Here is a 16,761-nt window from a genome sequence, read left to right as displayed (position 1 = left end):
CCCGGCCTCAGCGGTGGTAGAGCCCGTAGATCGTGCCGCCGGCGAGCTGCCGGCCCTCCACCGCGGCGTGCACCTCGTCGGCGCTCGCGCCGTCTTCGAGGGAGACCGGTTCGGAGAGCGCGTAGAGCCGGAAGAAGTACCGGTGGGCCGGATCCCCGGCCGGGGGGTGCGGGCCGCCCCACCCCTGTTCCCCGTAACCGTTGGTACGGGGTGTGCCGCCCCTGGGCGTCCCTCCGGCCCCCACGCCCTCGCAGGCCGGGTCGATGCCGGTGACCAGCCAGTGCAGGAAGGTCCCCGTCGGCGCGTCGGGGTCCTCGCACAGCAGGAGGAGCTCCGCCGCGTCGTCCGGCACCCCGGACCAGCTCAGTGGGGGAGAGACGTTGTCGCCTTCCTTCGCGTAGCGGTGCGGGATGAAGGCCTCACCGCTGAAGGCGGAGCTTCGCAGATCGATACCAGCCATGCCGCCAGGGGTACCCCCGCCGCGGAGCCGACGTGCGCGGTGCGGCGCCCGCGTCACCCGGGAGAGTGCCTCCGCGGGGCCGCCCGCCCGGGTCCGTGACCGCTCACCGGCCGCATGGACGGCACCGGTCCGCGCGTGCCGTCAGCGGCCCACGGGGTCGCCCTCGGCGCCGTCGCCCCGGGCGCGCAGCATCACATGGCCGCCGTGGTGCAGCGGCGTGTCCAACCGGAGACGGGCCGCCTCGCAGCCCGTCTCCGCGTCGACGACGTGCACTTCGCCGTGGCCGCCGCGGGTGACGGCGATCCAGCCGGAGCCCGGCGAGGCGGCCACCGCCCTGCGCTGGACGCCCTCCCAGGGGGTGCCGCCGCGGCGCGGGGCGCCGTCCATGGCGGGGAGGGGGAGGCGGTGGATGCCGCCGTCCGGGGCGTCCGCGTCCAGGAGGACCAGTTCGTCGCCGTCGGGGTGGATGCGGGTGAAGGCCGCGTGGCGCCGGGCGAGGGCCAGGCGGAAGACCAGGCCGGGACCGAGTTCCGTGAGGTGGGTGCGGCCCGTCTCCAGGTCGTGGCGCCACGCCTGGTTGGTCCACTCCGGCCACCTCAGCGGATCCGGTGCGCCGCCGCGCAGCGTGCTCCACAGCGCCCGCCGGCGGGTGTCGAGGCGCAGGTACCAGCCACGGGCGGGCGATCCCCAGGGGATCACCGCCTCGGCCGTGAGCCCGTCGCCCTCCCTCCGGGCCCGGTGCACCCCCTCGCCCGTGGCCGCGAACACATGCCCCGAGCCGGGCGCGTACGCGTCCCCGTGCCCGTCGTCCGGCAGTGGCAGAAGTGCCCGGGGGGCGGCCGGGGGGCAGCCGGGCGGCGCCGCGAGAAGGTCCGCGAACCGGTGTACGGCCAGCGCGCCCGGTTCCCGGTGCCGCAGCACGACCAGCGGGTCGCCGCCGCCCGGCACCGTCACCCCCGGTTCGCCGGTGCGCGTGCGCACCCGGGAGACCTCTTCGGTGGCCAGGTCCACGACCGTCAGCAGGTCCGACCACGGCTCGGTGCTCTTCCCCAGGCCGGTGGTGACGGCCAGTCGGCGGCCGGACGGGTCGCAGGCGAGGTGCTCGGCAGGCACGGCGACCGGGACCGCGAGTTCCACGAGCTCGCCGCCGAAGGGATCGAGCACCAGCAGCTCCCCCCGGCGGTCGTCGACGCAGGCCACCCGTCCTCCCGGCAGCGCCAGGAACCCGGCGTGCTCCGAGAGGTGACGGCCGGTGAGGCGGCCCGTGACGGTGCCGTCCGGAACGGTCAGCGCGTACAGGGAGCCGTCCACGTGGTCGGAGACGAGCAGCATGGGGTCGGCGGCGGGCATGGGTCCTCCAGTGAGCCGGTGTGGTGAAAACGATTATCATGTATCTTCGGCGTGTTCCGGCTCCCCCCGAGAAGAAACGAGGGCGTCAATGCTGCGTTCACCGTCGAGACCCACCCGCGGCTGGATCACCGCAGCGGTGCTGGGTTCCGTCCTGGTCGGCTGCGGATCGCCGTCCGGCGGGACCGCGGACGGCAAGGCCGAGCCCACGGCGAAGACCGAGGTCACCGTAGAACCCATCAAGGCCGCCACGGAGTTGACCGACGTGAACGGCACCAGGATCTCCCTGGACGGTGGACCGGAGCGGATCGTCTGCCTGTTCGCCCTCTGCGACGACATCCTGACCGAGCTGGGCATCGTCCCGACGGCCACCAACAGCGCGCTGCTCGCCCACCCCGGCTTCCTGGGGAAGGAGAAGGCGAAGGAGGTCGACGTCATCCCCGGCGGGTTCATCGCCCCGGAGGTGGAGGCGATCCTCTCCCACAAGCCCGACCTCGTGATCGGGCTGGGGGACACCCACGGCAAGCTCGCCCCGGCGCTGAAGGGCGCCACCACGTTCTGGGCCATGCAGCCCGAGACCTGGGAGGACAGCGTCGGCTACCTGCGCGACGCCGCCGCGCTCACCGGCCGCACCGACGAGGGGGAGAAGGCCGAGAAGGCATTCCGGACCAAGCTCGCCGAGGCCGAGAAGACCCCGAGCGGGAAGACCGCGCTCGTCATATACGGCAGCGACGAGAACTTCGGCGTCGCCACCCCGGAGACCGACGTGGCCGCCAGCCTGTTCCCCAAGATCGCCGACTACCCCTGGAAGTCCCGCGGTGTGGAGGGCAGTTACAGCCTCGAGGAGATCCTCGCCCAGGACGTCGACGTGCTCTTCGTCGAGACGATGAGCTTCGGCGACGCGGACGGCAAGCTCTCGGAGAAGCTGGCGGACAACCCTCTGTGGAGCAAGATCCCGGCGGTGCGCGGCGGCGACGTCCACGAGGTGGACCCGGAGGTCTGGGCCAAGGGCCGCGGCACCCGTTCGCTGGGCATCGTCCTCGACGAGGCCACGGCCGCGCTGCGGTGAGGGCGTCCGTCTCCGCGCCCACCGAGGCGGAGGACACGGCGGCGGACGGCACGACGGCGGGGGCCGGACGGTCCCCGCGTCGCGCACGGGGACGGCAGGCGCCCCTGGTGGTCGTGCTGCTGGCCGTCTCGTCGGTCTGCGCGCTGAGCCTCGGCACCCCCCACGTCCCGCCGCGCCTGCTCGCCGGCGCGCTGCTGGAGGGGGACACCACGCTCGCCGGGGTCGTCGTCACCGAACTGCGCGTACCCCGCCTGGTGCTGGCGCTCGTCGCCGGCGCCTGCCTGGGGGCGGCGGGACTCGTGCTCCAGGAGGCGCTGCGCAACCCCCTGGCGGTGCCGGAGATGCTGGGCGTGTCCTCCGGGGCCGCGCTGGGGGTGGCCGCGCCCCTGGTGCTGGCGCTGTCCCTGCCCGCCGCCGTCCAGCCGCTGCTGGCCATCGGCGGCGCCGCGCTCGGCGGCGGGCTCACACTGTTCGCCGCCGGGCTGGGCCGCAGTCCGTCCGCCGTGCTGCTGACCGGCGCGGCGGTCGCCGCCGCGCTGCAGGCCGCGCTGCTCGTCCTGATGGTCATGGCCGACCAGCTCGACCTCCAGCTCATCTACCGCTATCTGCTCGGCTCCCTGTCGGCCCGGACCTGGGACGACGTGGCGGGCCTGTGGCCGTGGCTGCTCGTGGTCGCCCCCGCCCTCGTGCTGTGCGCACCGGTGCTCTCGGTGATGCGGCTGGGCGACGAGGACGCCGAGGCGCTGGGCGTGCGCGCCCAGCGGGCCCGGCTGACCGCGCTGGCCGTCGCCGTGGTGCTGATCGCCCCCGTGACGGCCGTGTGCGGGCCCGTGGCCTGGGTGGGCTTCCTCGCACCGCACCTGGCCCGGTGGTTCGCACCCGCGGCCGGGGCGGTGCGCTGGCTGCCCTGGTCCGCCGCGTGGGGCGCCGTCGTCGTCACCGTCGCCGATGTGCCGGCCCGGCTGGCGCTGGCGCCCGTGGAGACGCCGGTCGGTGCCTGGACGGCCCTGCTGGGCGTGCCGGTCGGAGTCGCCCTGACGCGGTCGGGCGGCCGCGACCGCGGCCGTTCCCGGCGCGGGGCGGCCGGGGCGGAGGGAGCGCGGTGATCCGGCGTTTCGCGGTGCTCGCCGCACTGGCCGCGGTGTGCGCCGCGGTGGAGCTGGTGGCCGGGCGCGGCATGTCCCCGGGCGCGGTCTGGGAGGTCCTGGGCGGCGGCGGTGACGCGACCGAGCGCCACATCCTCCTGCAACTGCGCCTGCCCAGGCTGCTGGTGGCCCTCTGTGCGGGCGCGAGCCTCGCGGTGGCGGGGCTGGTCCTGCAGTCCGCGCTGCGCAACCCCCTGGCCGGGCCCGAGGTGACGGGCGTGACACCGGGAGCGGTGCTCGGGGCCGTCACCGCGACGGCCCTGGGGCTGGCGGGGTGGGACTCCCCGCTGGCCGTCGTCCTCGCCGCGTGCGCGGGCGGATGCGCCGGAGCGGCGCTGCTGTGGCTGCTGGCCGACCGCGGCCGCGGCGACCCCGCGCAGACCGCCGTGCACGGGGTGCTGGTCTCCGCGGTGCTCGGCGGGCTCACGGCCATGGTGCTCCTGGTGGAGCCGGGCGAGCTCGGCAGTGTCGTGCAGTGGCTGGTGGGGACGACGGAGGGCCGGGTGTGGCAGCACTGGCACCTGCTGTGGCCGTGGGCGCTGGCCTGGGGGACCGCGGCCTGGCTGCTGACCGGACCGCTGACCCTGCTGCGCTGCGGGGACGACATCGCCCTGGCCGCCGGCCTCTCCGCCCGGCGGGCCCGGACCCTGGCCCTGCTGTGCGCGGTGGCGCTGACCGCGGGCGCGGTGGCCGCCGTGGGGGCGCTGGGCTTCGTGGGGCTGCTGGTCCCGCATCTGGCCGTGGCCCTCTTCGGAGCCGACCTGAGGGTGAGCCTGCCCGGCGCCGCCGCGGTGGGCGCGGTCGTGGTGTGCGGGGCGGACGCGGCGGCGCAACTGTCCTCGCGGCTGCTGGCGGCGGCGCTGGAGGCCGGACGGCTCACGCTGCCGGTCGGGGCGCTCACCGCCTGCCTCGGCGCCGCGCTGCTGCTGGTCGTCGTGCGCCGCACGCCGGGCCGTACGTTCTGAAGTCGATGTGAGGACAGAGCATGACCGACTCCGTGGGGATCCATATCGAGGGGGTCCGTTTCGGATATCCGGCGCGGCCCGTGCTGCGAGGCGTCGACCTGACCGTCCGGCCGGGCGAGCTGACCGCCCTCGTCGGCCTCAACGGCTGCGGCAAGTCGACCCTGCTGCGGCTGGCCGCCGGGCTGCTGCGGCCGGACGAGGGGCGCGTACTGCTCGGCGGGGACGACCTCGCCCGGCTGTCCCGGCGCGCCACGGCCCGGAGGGTGGCGCTGCTGCACCAGTCCGCGCCCGCCGTGCCGGGCATGACGGTGCGCCATCTGGTGCGGCAGGGGCGGTACGCGGCCCGTGGCCCGCTGGGCATGCTGCGCGAGGGCGACGACCCCGTCGTGCGCCGGGCGCTGCGGGACGTCGGCGTGGAGGGGTGGGCCGACCGCGACGTCGACGCGCTGTCGGGGGGCGAGCGGCAGCGGGTGCGGCTGGCGATGGCGCTGGCCCAGGACACCCGCGTCCTGCTGCTGGACGAGCCGACCACCTATCTGGACCTGCACCACCAGCTCGACGTGCTGCGGACGGTGGTCCGGCTGCGCGAGGAACGCGGGCTCACCGTGGTGATGGTGCTGCACGACCTGGCCCACGCCGCCCGGTTCGCCGAGCGGATCGTCGCGCTGCGGGACGGCCGCGTGGTGGCCGACGGGGCGCCGGAGGACGTGGTCACGCCGGGGCTGCTGGCGGATGTGCTGAGGGTGGCCGGCCGGGTCGGCCGGGACCCCGAGGGGGGATGGCCGGTGTGTTACCCAGATCACCCTCTCCCAGCTATGGAATATGAAAATCATATTCACTAGAGTGTGAGCGCGGCGCTCATCCGAACGCCGTATCTCCCCTACGAACAAGGAGAGTTCATGGACAACGAGCAGGTCTTCGCGCCGATCGCCGACCCGGGCCAGCTGGCCCACGACTCGGCCTCCCACTCCAACGCGCTCGTCGAGAACCCCTTCGAGGACACCGAGGAGTAAGCGGGGGCCAGTCGCCCCCGACAGTGGGTCCGCCCGGCGCCATCCGGGCGGGCCCACACCCGTCCCAGGCCCCGCCGCCAGTCGGCCGCCAAGCCGCCGTCAGCCCGCAGGAGGATCGCCGTGTCCCGCAGTCAGCTCGCACCCGGTGTCGAGGTCGTCGCCGTGCCCGGGCGAGGCCTCGCCGTCCGCACCCCCGAGGGGGAGTTCCTCAGCGTCAGGACACGGGGCGCCGACGAGGAAGCCCTGCTCTCCCTGCTCTCCGGTGCCGCCGGAACCCCGGCGGACGAGGAGCAGGGCCGCGTCATGAGGGCGTTCGAGGAGGCCGGCTACCTGGCGGACGGCCCGCCGAGCCCGAAGTGGCCCGCCGCCCGCCGGAACGTCCGCCTGCTGGGTGATCCGGTGCTGACCGAACCGCTCGCCGCGCAGCTGACCGCCCTGGGCGCCCGGCCGCGCACCGGTCCGGCGGCCGCTCCCGGCGCGTCGCCGGGCGGTCTCGAGGACCTGCTCCGCGAAGACCCCGCCGCCGTCGTGTGGTGCCTGGACGGCCCCGTGCCCGACGGGCTGTGGGACGCCGCGGACCGGCTGCCCGCGCACGGCGTCGCCTGGCTGCGCTGCCACCGCGAGGGCCGGCAGGCCTACGTCGAGCCGCTCGCCGCCGCTCCCGGAGACGTCACCTCGGCCCACGTCAGGGCCCGCCGGCTGGCCGCCACCCCCGCCCACCGGGAGCTGGCCGCCTACTGGAGCGGACCCCGCGCCTGCGGTGCGCCGGCCGGCCCCACCCCTCCCGCCGCCGGCCTGCTCGCGGCACTGCTCGCCGACGACCTGCTGCGATGGGCCGCCGACGCCCCCGAAGAGACCGGGCTCCCGGCGCGGCGCCGGATCAGGCGCGTGGACCTGCGCACCCTGACGGTCACCGAGCACCCCGTCCTCCCCGTGCCCGCGGTCGCCCCGATGCCGCAGACCACCTCGGCAGCGGGGAAGAACGGATGACACCGCCCGGCGCCACCGTCGAGGGGCTGGCCACCGACGTCCGCCTCCCCGCGGGCCGCGGCCCCTTCCCCGCCGTACTCCTGCGGACCCCCTACGACCGCGTGCGGCACCGGGCCGAGGCGAGCGGCTGGGCCCGACGCGGGTTCGCCGCCGTCGTCCAGGACGTACGCGGCCGGTTCGCGTCGCCGGGGCGGTGGCGCCCGTACGAGGACGAGGCCGCCGACGGGGCGGCGGCCGCCCGCTGGATCCGGCGGCAGCCGTGGAGCGACGGCTGGCTGGTGGCCACGGGCGCCTCCTACGCCGCCCACTGCGCACTCGTCCTCGCCCTCGACGCGCCCGAGGACGCCCGCCCCGACGCCGTCCTCGCCGCCGTGCCCGCCCTGGGCGCCGCCGAGACGGCACGCGAACCCTCCGGCGTGGAACGGCTGCTGGCCCGCGCCGGGTGGTGGGCCGCCCACGGCGACCGGAGCGACTCCGACGAGAGCGCCCTGGACAAGGCCCTCGCCGCCGACCCCGGCCTGCTCGACCACCTGCCGCTGACCGGCCTGCCCGAACGGCTGGACCGGGACCTGCCCTCCTGGGCGGACCTGTGGCGGCACCGCGAACGGGGCCGCCTGGTGTCGCGGGCGGCGCACGCGGCGGTTCCCCTGCTCGCGGTGGGCGGCCTCCACGACCCCTTCGCCGACGACACCACCGCCCTGTGGCGCGCCTGGGCGGGCCCCTCGGCGCGGCTGCTGATGGGCCCCTGGGGACACGGCCTCACCGCCGCGCCCGGCCCCGGCGCCGGACCCGCCCACCGGGTGAACCTCGGCGAGCTGTACGCGGGCTGGGCCCGCCGCGCCCTCGCCGGTGAACTCGCCCCCGGCCGCCGCGGCGCGCTGGCACTGGGCGGCGCCGACCGGTGGCTGCCCGCCGGAACCGACGGCGAGCCGCGGCCGCAGCCGCTGCGGCCGCTGCACGGCTCCGCCTTCACCGCCGACCCCGAACGCCCCGTCCGCTCGGACGACCTCACCGTCCCCACCGCCGGAACGCCCGACCGGTGCCTGCTGGTCACCCCGCCGCTGCCCCGCCCGCTCGACGCGGTCGGCCCCGCGCGGGTCCGGCTGCGGGCCACTGCCGACACCCCGTCCGCCGACTGGGCCGCCCGGCTCGTCGCCCTCACCCCGGAAGGAAGGGCCGAGCGGCTGGCCGTCGGCGCCGTCCGGCGCGAGGAACCGCCCGGCAGGGAAGCCGAGTTCGCCATCGGCCTGGGCCGGCTCGCGTGCCGGCTGCGGGCGGGCACCCGGCTGCGCCTGGAGATCGCCGGACACCACTTCCCGGCCCACGCCCGCAACCCGCACACCGGGGACGATCCGGTGACCGCCGGCCGGCTGCTCCCCTCCCGGCGGGAGATCGCCCCGGAAGGCGCGGCACTGCTGCTGCACGTACTGCCGTCCCGTCCCACCACCACCGAACCCGCCGAGGAGATCCTGCGATGACGGCGCTGCCGCTCCACACCCTGGTCGACCCCGTCTGCGGCATCGTCCGCAAGGTCAAGCCCGTCGAGCACCCCGCGGGCGCGCCGCCCCGCTACACCGCGTTCACGGCCGAGATATCCGACGCGCGCAGACTCGGCCTGTGGCCCGCCGACCGGGTCTCCCTGGGCACCACCTTCGGCGACCCCGAACAGGCCCGCATCGCCGCGATAGCCGAGGGGGTGGAGCGTTACTGCGGCAACCGCGTACCACCGCCCGGCCACCCGGACGCCCCGCTGCGCGCCACGGCCGCCGAACTGGCCGACAAGGGGCTGCGGCTGTACGGGCCGGGCGACCTGCCGGCCTACGCTCCGTGGCAGTACGCCGGACAGAAGTTCCCCTACCGGCCACTCACCGCCGACACCCCGGCCCTGTGGACGCGGGGCACCGAGCACCTGCCCGACGGCACGGCCGCCGAGGTCTGGGCGCCCGTCGCGCTCACCCACCTCAACTGGCGCCAGGGCGAACTGCGTTCACTGCCCCGCACCCACCACCTCAACTACGCGGGGATCGCCACCGGCCAGGGCCTCGACGACGCGGTCGAACGCGGCCTGCTGGAGATCGTCGAACGCGACGCCCTGGAGCTGTGGTGGCACCTCGACGGGCCGGCGCGCGGCATCGACCCGGCCAGCGTGCCCGGCCTCACCGACGACCTGGCCGGATCCGCGCTCGAACTCCACCTCGTCGAGATGCCCTCGGAGTTCGCCCCCTGCATGGCCGCGCTCGTCCACGACCCCCGCCTCGGCCTGTACGCGGCCGGATTCGCCTGCAAGTACGACCCGGCCGAGGCCGCCCGCAAGGCCGTGCTGGAGGCCGTGCACACCTGGGTCTTCACCCAGGGCCTGACCGACCCCGGCGGCTGGGTGTTCCAGGCCGTGGAGGCCGGTCTGCTCGCCCGCGGGCTCTACCTGGACCACCGCGCCGACGGCCGCTACCTCGACGCGTGCGGCGAGCGGTTCGAGCACGTGCGGGACCTGGGGGCGCACGTACAGGTGTGGCTGGACGAACGGATGGCCCCCCAGGCCCGGCGCTTCACCGAACCCGCGCACGGGACCGTGCCCGTCGACGCGGTCGAGCCCGGCAGCCGGGAGAGGCTGGAGCGCGCGCTGCGCGAACGCGGCCACCGGGTCATGACGTTCGACCTCACCACCGAGGACGTGGCCGAGACCCCGCTGCGCGTCGCCCGCGTCCTGGTCTCCGGGCTCCTGCCCAACGCCCCCGCGGCCTTCGGGTACTTCGGCTGCCCGCGGCTGGCCGAGGCCGCCGTCGGGCGGGGATGGCGTACGACCGCCCCCGTCTCGCCGGATGACTTCACGCTGGCGCCTCCGCCCCACATGTGAGGGCCGCCCCGTGGAACACACCCCCGTGGAACACACCTCCGAGCAGCACCCGGTGGACCTCGTCGCCGCCCTCGCCCGCGCCCGCTCCCCGGAGCACCCCGGCACCGACACGCCCGCCGGGCCCGCCGTCCGGGCCTGGCCGGGGCCACCGCGCACCATCCCGGGCGCGGCCCCGGGAGAACTCGACGTGGAGGCCGTACTGCGCCTGTCCCTGGCGGCCTCGGACGGCTCCGGGCGCCTGCGCCCCGCGCCCTCCGCCGGCGCGCTGCACCCGGTGGACGCCGAACTGGTCGTGGGAGCCGGCTGCTCCCTGCCGCCCGGCCGCTACGGCTACGACCCGCTGCGCCACCGCGTGCACCGCCTCGGCCGGTGCCCCGACGGCACGCCACCGGGCGTGACCGCCGAACTCTCCGTCACCGCACGGCGCACGGCCTCCCACTACGGCCACCGCGCCTGGCCGCTGCTGCTGCTGGACACCGGGCACGCCGCCGCGGCCCTGCTCCTCGCGGCCCGCGCGCTGGGCGCGGGCGAGCCCGAGGCCCGGCTGGACGGACCGGCCGGGAGCCCGCTGGCCGCGGTGCACATCCCCCCGCCCGGCACGGACACCGGCCCCCGGCCCCCGCGGGACACACCCACACCCGCCGAACTGCTGGCCCGCCGCAGCGACCCGCCGCCGCTGCCCGGCACCCCGCCCCCGGACGCGCTGCGGGCCGTCCTGACCGCCGCCGCGGGGGCGGGCGCCGGCGAACTGCGCTGGTGCGCCGCCGTCGGCCCACCCCACCCCGGCCTGGTCGAACCGGCCGCCGGCGGCACCGCACTGCGCCGGTACGCCGCCGGCGAGGCCCGCCCGACACTGGCGGCCTGGGCCGCGGGCCAGGCGTGGATCGCCGACGCCGGCGCCGTCCTGCTCGCCCACGGCTGCCCCGCGGACGCCGACGCGCCGCACATCCGCCGCGCCCACCTGCGGGCCGGATTCGCCGTCCACCTGGCCCACCTCACCGCCCGGCGCCACGGTCTGGCCGCCCGGCCCGTCGGCTCCTGGCAGCAGGCGGACCTCGGCGCCGCCCTCGGCGCCGCGCCGGGCCGGGACTGGATCGTCCACGGACTGGCCCTCGGCACCCGCCACGCCGACGAGGAGAACTCCACATGATCGCCCATCCCGAACTGCGCCGCGCCGCGCTGCGCGCCCGGCGCCCCCTGCTGGCGGCCACCCTCCTGCAGGGCGCCGTCACCCTCACCCATCTGGCACAGGCCGCCCTGCTGGCCGTCGCACTCGCCGACCTGGCCCGCGGCGACACCGGCCGGCTTCCGTGGCTGCTGGGCGCCGTGCTCGCCGTCGTCGCCGTCCGCGCCGGGCTCGCCGTCCGGCAGCGGCGCACCGCCACCCGCGCCGGAGCCCGGGCGAGGGTGGCCCTGCGGGACGAACTCCTGGCCCGCCTCGGCCGCCTGGGCCCCGCGCACCTGAACTCCTCCGGCCCCGGCCCGGGGGGAGCTCCGGTGCGGGCCGGGGCCGTACGCACCACCCTCGTCGACGGGGTGGAGGGCGTCGACGCGTACATCTCCCGCTATCTGCCCCAGCTCCTGGTCACCCTCACCGTGCCGCCCCTCGTGCTCGCCGTCCTGGCCGCCGTGGAACCGGTGGCGCTCCTCGGTCTCGTCCCCGCCCTGCTGCTCGCCCTGTGCGGGCCGCGCGCCTGGGACCGGCTGCTGGCCAGACGCGGCAGGGAGCACTGGGACACCTACGAGGGGCTGGGCGCCGACTACCTGGAGGCCCTCCAGGGCATGCCCGCCCTGCGCGCCGCCGGCGCGGTCGGCCGCACCCGCGAACGCCTGGAGGAGCGCTCGGCGGCGCTGCACCGGGCGACGGTCGCCAAACTGCGGGTTTCCCTGGCCGGCACCGGCATCACCGACCTCGCCATCCAGGGCGGCACCGCGGCCGCCGCGCTCCTGGCGTGCCAATCGGCCGTCACCGGATCCACCGCGGCGACCGGCACCTATCTGGCGCTGCTGCTGGCCTCCGAGTGCTTCCGGCCGGTGCGGGACCTGGCCCGCGAGTGGCACGCCGGATACCTGGGGGCCTCGGCCGCGGACGGGATCGCGGCGCTGCGCACCGCCGAACCCGCCGTCCGCGACACCGGAACGGCGCCCGCGCACTGGCCGGGACCTCCCGAACTGCGCTTCGAGAACGTCGAGTTCGCCTACGACGGCGCGAAGGACCCCGTTCTGCGCGGCGTCTCCTTCACCGCACGGGCGGGACGGACCACCGCGATCGTCGGCCCGTCCGGCGCCGGCAAGTCCACGCTCCTGGCCCTGCTGCTGCGCCACCACGACCCGCAGGGGGGCCGGATCACCCTCGACGGGCTCCCCACGACCGGATACGCCCTGGACTCGCTGCGGCGGAGCATCGCCGTGGTCTCCCAGGAGACCTACCTCTTCCACGCCACCATCGCCGAGAACCTGCGCCTGGCCCGGCCGGACGCCACGGACGGCGAACTGGCTGACGCGGCACGCGTGGCCGGCGTCCACGACGAGATCACCGCACTCCCCGACGGCTACGCCACCGTCCTCGGCGAGCGCGGCGCCACCCTGTCCGGCGGCCAGCGCCAGCGGCTCGCCCTCGCACGGGCCCTGCTGGCCGACGCGCCGGTGCTCGTCCTCGACGAGGCCACCAGCTCGGTCGACGAGCGCCGGGAGGCGGACATCGTCCGCGAACTGCTGAACGCCGCCGGCGGCCGGACCGTCCTGGTGGTCGCCCACCGGCTCTCGGCCGTCCGGCACGCCGACCGCATCGTCGTCCTCGACCGGGGGCGGGTGGACGCCGTCGGCGAGCACACCGGCCTGGCCGAGGCCGGAGGCGTCTACGCGCGCCTGGTCGAGGCGGGCCACGCCCACCGGGGAGGAGTCGCCGCATGAGCACCGCCGTAGACACAGCCGCCACGGACACCGCCACGGACACCGCCACGGACACCGCCGCGAACACCGCCACCGGCGCCGCCCACGCCGGCACCACGGGCACTACCGGCACCGCCGCCGGCGCGCAAGCGCCCGCGCGGGGATCGCTGCGCGCGCTGCTCCCCGCCCTCGCCGGGCACCGCGCCATGGCGGTGCGCACCTGTGCCGCCGCGCTCGTCGAGCAGGGCTCCCTGGTCGCACTGCTGACGCTGGCCGCGCACACCGTGGGGGCGGCCGTCATCGAAGGGCGGGCCCCGTCGGCCGCCACCGTCACCGCGCTCGCCGTCCTCGTCCTCGTGCGCGCCCTGGCGACCTGGCGCGAGATGGACCTCTCGCACGACCTGGCCTACCGGGTGCTGGCCGCACTGCGCGTACGGGTCTTCGACGGGCTCGCCCGCAGCGCCCCCGCCCGCGTCGCCGGCCGGCGCAGCGGGGACCTCGCCGCGACCGCCATGGCGGACGTGGAGGCGCTGGAGTTCTTCTACGCCCACACCACCGCCCAGCTCCTGGCGGCGGGAACGGTCTTCACCGGCGGCACGGTGGTCCTCGCCACGGTGGAGCCGTGGCTGCCGGCGGCCGTGCTGCCGGTCGCGGCACTGCTCGCCGCCGCGCCCTTCGCCGACGCGCGCGAACGCGCGGTGCGCGGCGGCCGTACCCGGGCGGCCGCCGCGCGGCTGTCGGCCGACACGGTGGAGACCGTCGACGGGCTGCGCGAACTGCTCGCCTTCGGCGCCCTGGCCGACCGCCGCCGCAGGCTGGCCGAGAGGGGACGGCAGACGGGCGAGGCCCAGCGCGCCGAGGCCACCTGGGAGGCCGCCGCCGCAGCGGTCCGCGACCTCCTCATCGTGGTGGCGGTCCTCGGCGTGGTCGCCGCGGCGGCGCAGTCGGTGACCTCCGGGAGGCTGCACGGGGCGTGGGCCCCGGCGGCGATGGCGCTGGCCCTGTCGATCCTGGGCCCCGTCGCGGAGTCGGCCAGGACGCTGAGCCAGGCCGTGGCGCTGCGGGCGGCGGCCGCCCGGGTCGGCGCGGCGGTGGGGGCCCCCGCCCTCGCCCCGCCGCCCGCCGCGCCCCGCCCGCTGCCACCCGGCCCGCTGGGCGTCCGGCTGCACCGGGTGAGGTTCGACTACGGCGGCGGACCGGTGCTGGACGGCGTCGAGCTGACCGTCGGACCGGGGCAGACCCTCGCGCTGGTCGGCGCATCGGGGGCCGGCAAGTCGACCTGCGCCCATCTGCTGGCCCGGTTCTGGGATCCGTCCGAGGGAGAGGTCCAGCTGATACCCGCCGACGGCGACCCCGTGGACGTACGCGAGGTGGACGACGCCGAACTCCGGCGCGCCGTCGCGCTGGTGGGCCAGGAGACGCCCCTCTTCCACGGCACCCTCGCCGAGAACCTGCGGCTGGCCGCCCCCGAGGCGGACGACGGCCTCCTCGCCGAGACGGCCCGGCTGTGCGGCGTGGACCGGATCGCCCCGATGGACACGCCGGTCGGTGAACGGGGCTCCACCCTGTCGGGCGGCCAGCGGGCCCGCATCGCCCTGGCCCGCGCGCTCCTGGTCCGGCCCAGGGTCCTGGTGCTCGACGAGTCCACCGCCCACCTGGACAACGCCGGCGACGCCCAGCTCGCCGCCGCCCTGGAGGAGGAGGGCCGCACCACGATCGTCATCGCGCACCGCCGCGCCACCATCCGCCGGGCCGACCGCATCGCCGTCCTCGAAGCCGGACGCATCGCCGAGGAGGGCACCTGGGAGGAGCTCACCGCCCGCCCCGGCAGTGCCCTCAACCGCAGCCTCGCCGCCATCGCGCCCTGAGGGTTCCGCGGCTTCCGCGGGTTCCGCGGCGCGTCGCCCCCGCCATGTCCCGGCGGGGGCGACGCGCCGTTTCCGGGGCCTCCGGTACCGACACGGGCTGTCCGGCAGGGCTGTCCGACACGGCACCAGGCCGGCGCCCGGGGGAGCGGGCGCCGGCCTGGTGCCGGTGGAGGGGGTGGTGCCCTCCATGCGGGAGGGGACCGGTCAGCGACTGCTGTAGGGCAGCAGGGCCATCTCCCGGGCGTTCTTGATCGCGCGGGCGAGCTGCCGCTGCTGCTGGGAGGTGACGCGGGTGACGCGGCGGCTGCGGATCTTGCCCCGGTCGGAGACGAACTTCCGCAGCAGATCGGTGTCCTTGTAGTCGATGTAGGTGATCCCGGCGGCGTCCAGGGGGTTGGGGCGGGGCTTGGCGTTCTTGCGGGGGTCGGGGCGGCGTGGCATGGGGAGGTGCTCCTCGGTTCTCGCGGATCGGGGTGCCGGACCGGCTCAGGCGGCGTCCAGCAGGGGGGCGAACGCGGCCGGGAGGCGCCTCCACGCCTCGCGGCCGGCGGCGTACTCGGCGTCGGTGAGCAGGCAGGAGTCGAGCAGGCTCACCAGGCCCTCGCGGTCCAGGTCGGGGGAGGTGAAGACCAGGTGCTGGCAGCGGTCGCCGTGCTCGGGATGCCAGTCCAGCGCGGCGGCCGTCCGCCGGACGGGGTCCACCATCTCCCAGGCGGCGTCGGGCAGCGAGGCCAGCCAGGGCCCGGCGCTCTCGACGCAGAGCGCGCCGCCGGCGCAGTCCCAGGCCAGCAGGGTGTCGGGCCGGTCGGCCAGCCAGAAGCGGCCGCGGCTGCGGGCGGCGGCGCAGGCGAGGTCCTCCAGGGCCTCGTAGAGCCGTCCGGGGTGGAAGGGGCGGTGGCGGCGCCAGACCAGGGTGGCCACCCCGGCCTCGTCCGCCTCCTGCGGCAGCCGGGAGCAGGCCGGGTGCTGGGCGGTGGCGGCCATCGCCGTGTCGAAGCCGGCGAGCGCGGCCTCGGCCAGTTCCCCGGAGGCGGCTCGCACCCGGCGCGCGGCCGGGTGGAGCTGGGCCAGGAGCGCGTGGTCGGCCTCGTCGGCCTCGGGGCTGTCGACGAGGGCGAGCACGGGGGCGTACTCCAGTTGCCGCGCCCAGGTGTCGGCGACCGTGCGCTGGTCGGTGGCGGCCGCGGCGAGACCGGCCTCGGCCAGGTCGTCGCCGCCTGCCAGGCAGGGCAGGACGAGCGCGGGATCGACGGCGGTGACGACGCCGGTCAGTTCCAGGGCGCCGGCCCCGTGGGCGTCGACGACCTCGGCCATCCCCTTCGGCTCGACGGAGTCCCACAGTTCGACGACCGCCAGCCGGGCCGTGCCGCCGGCGGCCAGCCGCTCCAGCTCCGGGATCAGGTCCTCGCGCAGCGCGCAGCAGGCGCAGTCGTTGACCAGGGGCGCCTCGCCGCGCGACAGCTCGCCCGAGGCGTCCCGCACGGTGCGCACCACCGTGCCGTCCGCGGCGCCGGACAGGTCGTGGTGGAGGGCCACGCCGCCCGGCACGGCGCGCAGCAGCCGCTCCACCACCTCGCGGCGGGCGTCGGCGTGCAGCCCGGCGACGATCACGACGGGCAGCCGGGGTTCCCGGGCCATCAGCGGGCCCCGCGCGAGCCGTAGCGGCGCTCGAAGCGCTCCACGCGCCCGGCGGTGTCCAGGACCCGCTGGGTGCCGGTGTAGAAGGGGTGACTCGCCGAGGAGATCTCGACGTCGACCACCGGGTAGGTGTTGCCGTCCTCCCACTCGATCGTCTTGTCGCTGGTCATGGTGGATCGGGTGAGGAAGGCGAAGTCTGCGCTCCTGTCGCGGAAGACGACGGGGCGGTACGGGGGGTGGATTCCGGGTTTCACGGTGGTGTCCTCGGGTCGTGCGGTCGGGGCCGGGGTCGGGGCCGGGGTCAGCGTTCCTCGCGGAAGTCGACGTGCCGGCGGGCGAGGGGGTCGTACTTGCGCAGGACCATGCGGTCGGGGTCGTTGCGGCGGTTCTTGCGGGTGACGTAGGTGTAGCCGGTCCCCGCGGTGGAGCGGAGCTTGATGACCGGGCGGAGTTCACTGCGTGCCATGGCGCTAGTATATGACAATGGTTTCCATTATCGAAAAGGGAGCCGTCCGCACCG

At 76.7% G+C, this 16,761-nt stretch carries 17 protein-coding genes; 11 read left to right on the top strand and 6 right to left on the bottom strand.

Features of this window, described 5'->3' with window-relative positions; genetic code table 11:
* Positions 1 to 7 precede the first annotated feature (7 nt).
* Positions 8 to 460: a YbhB/YbcL family Raf kinase inhibitor-like protein gene (locus tag BMY40_RS04990; protein ID WP_093655912.1), complete on the bottom strand. Its 453-nt coding sequence runs from the start codon at positions 458 to 460 to the stop codon at positions 8 to 10.
* A gap of 141 nt (positions 461 to 601) precedes the next feature.
* On the bottom strand, positions 602 to 1,810 hold the full coding sequence (locus tag BMY40_RS04985; RefSeq protein ID WP_093655910.1) for a YncE family protein: 1,209 nt from the start codon (positions 1,808 to 1,810) through the stop codon (positions 602 to 604).
* Between the two features lie 88 nt (positions 1,811 to 1,898).
* Here BMY40_RS04985 and BMY40_RS04980 point away from each other — a divergent pair, with 88 nt between their 5' ends.
* From BMY40_RS04980 to BMY40_RS04935, 11 genes are all read left to right on the top strand, one after another.
* The gene (locus tag BMY40_RS04980) at positions 1,899 to 2,876 is read left to right on the top strand and encodes an ABC transporter substrate-binding protein (RefSeq protein ID WP_177213881.1); all 978 of its coding nucleotides are present in this window, start codon (positions 1,899 to 1,901) and stop codon (positions 2,874 to 2,876) included.
* A gap of 119 nt (positions 2,877 to 2,995) precedes the next feature.
* Positions 2,996 to 3,982 carry a FecCD family ABC transporter permease gene (locus tag BMY40_RS04975; RefSeq protein ID WP_093656684.1) on the top strand — a complete coding sequence of 329 codons (987 nt, stop codon included), beginning with the start codon at positions 2,996 to 2,998 and terminating at the stop codon, positions 3,980 to 3,982.
* A complete protein-coding gene (locus BMY40_RS04970) occupies positions 3,979 to 4,986 on the top strand; it encodes a FecCD family ABC transporter permease (RefSeq protein ID WP_093655908.1) in 1,008 nt (335 codons plus the stop codon). The genes BMY40_RS04975 and BMY40_RS04970 overlap by 4 nt, the downstream gene beginning before the upstream one ends.
* Before the next feature lie 20 nt (positions 4,987 to 5,006).
* Positions 5,007 to 5,828, top strand: a complete 822-nt coding sequence (locus tag BMY40_RS04965) for an ABC transporter ATP-binding protein (RefSeq protein ID WP_093655906.1) — start codon at positions 5,007 to 5,009, stop codon at positions 5,826 to 5,828.
* A gap of 57 nt (positions 5,829 to 5,885) precedes the next feature.
* A complete protein-coding gene (amiA, locus tag BMY40_RS28415; protein ID WP_241270818.1) occupies positions 5,886 to 5,999 on the top strand; it encodes a streptamidine family RiPP in 114 nt (37 codons plus the stop codon).
* Between the two features lie 120 nt (positions 6,000 to 6,119).
* Positions 6,120 to 6,989: a hypothetical protein gene (locus BMY40_RS04960; RefSeq protein WP_093655904.1), complete on the top strand. Its 870-nt coding sequence runs from the start codon at positions 6,120 to 6,122 to the stop codon at positions 6,987 to 6,989.
* Positions 6,986 to 8,467 carry a CocE/NonD family hydrolase gene (locus tag BMY40_RS04955; RefSeq protein WP_093655902.1) on the top strand — a complete coding sequence of 494 codons (1,482 nt, stop codon included), beginning with the start codon at positions 6,986 to 6,988 and terminating at the stop codon, positions 8,465 to 8,467. Before BMY40_RS04960 ends, BMY40_RS04955 begins: the two co-directional genes overlap by 4 nt.
* A complete protein-coding gene (locus BMY40_RS04950) occupies positions 8,464 to 9,843 on the top strand; it encodes a YcaO-like family protein (RefSeq protein WP_093655900.1) in 1,380 nt (459 codons plus the stop codon). Before BMY40_RS04955 ends, BMY40_RS04950 begins: the two co-directional genes overlap by 4 nt.
* Before the next feature lie 25 nt (positions 9,844 to 9,868).
* Positions 9,869 to 10,993 (top strand): nitroreductase family protein, encoded by a 1,125-nt coding sequence (locus BMY40_RS04945; RefSeq protein WP_245769867.1) that lies wholly within the window; start codon positions 9,869 to 9,871, stop codon positions 10,991 to 10,993.
* Positions 10,990 to 12,756 carry an ABC transporter ATP-binding protein/permease gene (locus BMY40_RS04940; protein ID WP_093655898.1) on the top strand — a complete coding sequence of 589 codons (1,767 nt, stop codon included), beginning with the start codon at positions 10,990 to 10,992 and terminating at the stop codon, positions 12,754 to 12,756. The genes BMY40_RS04945 and BMY40_RS04940 overlap by 4 nt, the downstream gene beginning before the upstream one ends.
* A complete protein-coding gene (locus tag BMY40_RS04935; RefSeq protein ID WP_093655896.1) occupies positions 12,753 to 14,603 on the top strand; it encodes an ABC transporter ATP-binding protein in 1,851 nt (616 codons plus the stop codon). Before BMY40_RS04940 ends, BMY40_RS04935 begins: the two co-directional genes overlap by 4 nt.
* A gap of 204 nt (positions 14,604 to 14,807) precedes the next feature.
* Here the strand turns inward: BMY40_RS04935 and rpsR are convergent, their stop codons facing one another.
* The 4 genes from rpsR to rpmG are packed head-to-tail and all read right to left on the bottom strand — an operon-like array spanning position 14,808 to position 16,707.
* Entirely contained in the window at positions 14,808 to 15,044 is a 237-nt protein-coding gene (gene rpsR, locus BMY40_RS04930) for a 30S ribosomal protein S18 (RefSeq protein WP_093655894.1), read from the bottom strand.
* A gap of 45 nt (positions 15,045 to 15,089) precedes the next feature.
* Positions 15,090 to 16,241 (bottom strand): CobW family GTP-binding protein, encoded by a 1,152-nt coding sequence (locus BMY40_RS04925; RefSeq protein ID WP_093655892.1) that lies wholly within the window; start codon positions 16,239 to 16,241, stop codon positions 15,090 to 15,092.
* On the bottom strand, positions 16,241 to 16,495 hold the full coding sequence (locus BMY40_RS04920) for a type B 50S ribosomal protein L31 (RefSeq protein ID WP_093655890.1): 255 nt from the start codon (positions 16,493 to 16,495) through the stop codon (positions 16,241 to 16,243). Before BMY40_RS04920 ends, BMY40_RS04925 begins: the two co-directional genes overlap by 1 nt.
* Positions 16,496 to 16,542: 47 nt before the next feature.
* A complete protein-coding gene (gene rpmG / locus BMY40_RS04915; protein WP_093655888.1) occupies positions 16,543 to 16,707 on the bottom strand; it encodes a 50S ribosomal protein L33 in 165 nt (54 codons plus the stop codon).
* Positions 16,708 to 16,761 lie beyond the last annotated feature (54 nt).

This window comes from Streptomyces radiopugnans, assembly GCF_900110735.1.
In the GTDB taxonomy this organism is placed as follows: domain Bacteria; phylum Actinomycetota; class Actinomycetes; order Streptomycetales; family Streptomycetaceae; genus Streptomyces; species Streptomyces radiopugnans.
This window is presented reverse-complemented; position numbering and strand designations above follow the sequence as displayed.

What these genes read in the sequence shown, in the direction of transcription:
- BMY40_RS04980 (WP_177213881.1), top strand. Translation starts at nt 1,899, where the DNA reads ATGCTGCGTTCACCGTCGAGACCCACCCGCGGCTGGATCACCGCAGCG.
- BMY40_RS04925 (WP_093655892.1), bottom strand. Translation starts at nt 16,241, where the DNA reads ATGGCCCGGGAACCCCGGCTGCCCGTCGTGATCGTCGCCGGGCTGCAC.
- BMY40_RS04990 (WP_093655912.1), bottom strand. Translation starts at nt 460, where the DNA reads ATGGCTGGTATCGATCTGCGAAGCTCCGCCTTCAGCGGTGAGGCCTTC.
- BMY40_RS04940 (WP_093655898.1), top strand. Translation starts at nt 10,990, where the DNA reads ATGATCGCCCATCCCGAACTGCGCCGCGCCGCGCTGCGCGCCCGGCGC.
- BMY40_RS04950 (WP_093655900.1), top strand. Translation starts at nt 8,464, where the DNA reads ATGACGGCGCTGCCGCTCCACACCCTGGTCGACCCCGTCTGCGGCATC.
- BMY40_RS04985 (WP_093655910.1), bottom strand. Translation starts at nt 1,810, where the DNA reads ATGCCCGCCGCCGACCCCATGCTGCTCGTCTCCGACCACGTGGACGGC.
- BMY40_RS04955 (WP_093655902.1), top strand. Translation starts at nt 6,986, where the DNA reads ATGACACCGCCCGGCGCCACCGTCGAGGGGCTGGCCACCGACGTCCGC.
- rpsR (WP_093655894.1), bottom strand. Translation starts at nt 15,044, where the DNA reads ATGCCACGCCGCCCCGACCCCCGCAAGAACGCCAAGCCCCGCCCCAAC.
- BMY40_RS04965 (WP_093655906.1), top strand. Translation starts at nt 5,007, where the DNA reads ATGACCGACTCCGTGGGGATCCATATCGAGGGGGTCCGTTTCGGATAT.
- rpmG (WP_093655888.1), bottom strand. Translation starts at nt 16,707, where the DNA reads ATGGCACGCAGTGAACTCCGCCCGGTCATCAAGCTCCGCTCCACCGCG.
- amiA (WP_241270818.1), top strand. Translation starts at nt 5,886, where the DNA reads ATGGACAACGAGCAGGTCTTCGCGCCGATCGCCGACCCGGGCCAGCTG.
- BMY40_RS04935 (WP_093655896.1), top strand. Translation starts at nt 12,753, where the DNA reads ATGAGCACCGCCGTAGACACAGCCGCCACGGACACCGCCACGGACACC.